General features: G+C 40.0%; 1 protein-coding gene. It reads right to left on the reverse strand.

Features of this window, described 5'->3' with window-relative positions; translation table 11 throughout:
• Positions 1–613: 613 nt before the first annotated feature.
• On the reverse strand, positions 614–1,252 hold a 639-nt coding region (gene queG, locus ACP45E_RS00005), incomplete at its 5' end, for a tRNA epoxyqueuosine(34) reductase QueG (protein WP_069584564.1).

Genomic DNA, 1,252 nt, shown 5'->3' on the forward strand with positions numbered 1-1,252 from the left:
TTCAAATCCGGCTCCCGCAACCACTTCACCATTAAAGGCTGTTAAGTCAATAATGATGTGATTTAGCTCTTCTAATTTTATAGTGATTCTTTTCACTGATAGCCGAAAGGCTTTGCTCTTTTCCATCATGCTGAGAAGCATAATCCCCCAAAATGTATGAAACACGGCCAAGTGCTAGTGGTTCTTGTCTGACCTTATCAATCGATTAGTTTTGAGACGAGTCAATGCTACGTCATTATTGATGTTGAGCGTTGTCTAAACGTATCTGTCAACAGAGTTATCCACAAAATACTAACTGTGGATAAGTTGGTGGGTAAACTGATTTTTCGGGCTAGAAAGTCGAGTGAACAAAAGATCTTTTTATTCTGCTAGACTTGTAGTTTAGATGAGATAATCAATCAAGTTACTGTTTTTATTAGTTTTTTGTTTATTTTTGACACCAAATTTAGCACTGCGATAAGATCACTAAGTGATTGTTTTTTGATCTTCGTCATATCTTCGTTTTGTGGCTAACTTTCTTCAGTTATAGGAAACGCTGTCTAGTTTAGTTTTTTTTCCACATTCAATTTTTTTAGAACTAAGTCAAATAATGAGCAATGAATTTATGTAATGTTCATGCGTCTCTAGGCAGCCCTTTTTCTATCACTCTAATTAATCGTTGGTTTTTTTGCTCAACGCTATCAATAGTGTTTTGCTCAAGGTCACCAAGAGAAAGTGGCAACTGCCGGTGCTGTTCTTCTAGTGCCCATTTGATGTGGATATCAAGCATGTCATTAAAGCCTAACTTCTCCTCTAAAACCGCCACAATAGACGATGAGAATGGTGCATTCCCCATTGCTATCGATAAATTTCTCAGCCACTGAATGTAGCCGATTCTCCGGATAGCAGAGCCTTCCATTTTTTTAAGGAACTCCTCTTCTTGCCAAGAAAACAGCGAGACGAGGTTAGCGTCTGCTAATGTATCACGGCGGTGAAAATCTCCTTGCTCCGTGATAGTCGAGAATCGATTCCATGGGCATACTAGCTGACAATCGTCACAGCCATATATTCTGTTACCCATAGGTTTGCGGAATTCTTCTGGAATCACGCCATTATATTCAATGGTTAAATAGGAAATACATCGTCTAGCATCGACAACGCCATCGGCAATAATGGCTTGTGTTGGACACGACGTAATGCAGGCGCTGCATTTTCCACATTCATTCTGACTGGGTTGGTCGATAGGCAACGGAAGATCGGAAGCGCGGTTCAG

The sequence above is a fragment of the Vibrio genomosp. F10 str. 9ZD137 genome, from assembly GCF_049974785.1.
In the GTDB taxonomy this organism is placed as follows: domain Bacteria; phylum Pseudomonadota; class Gammaproteobacteria; order Enterobacterales; family Vibrionaceae; genus Vibrio.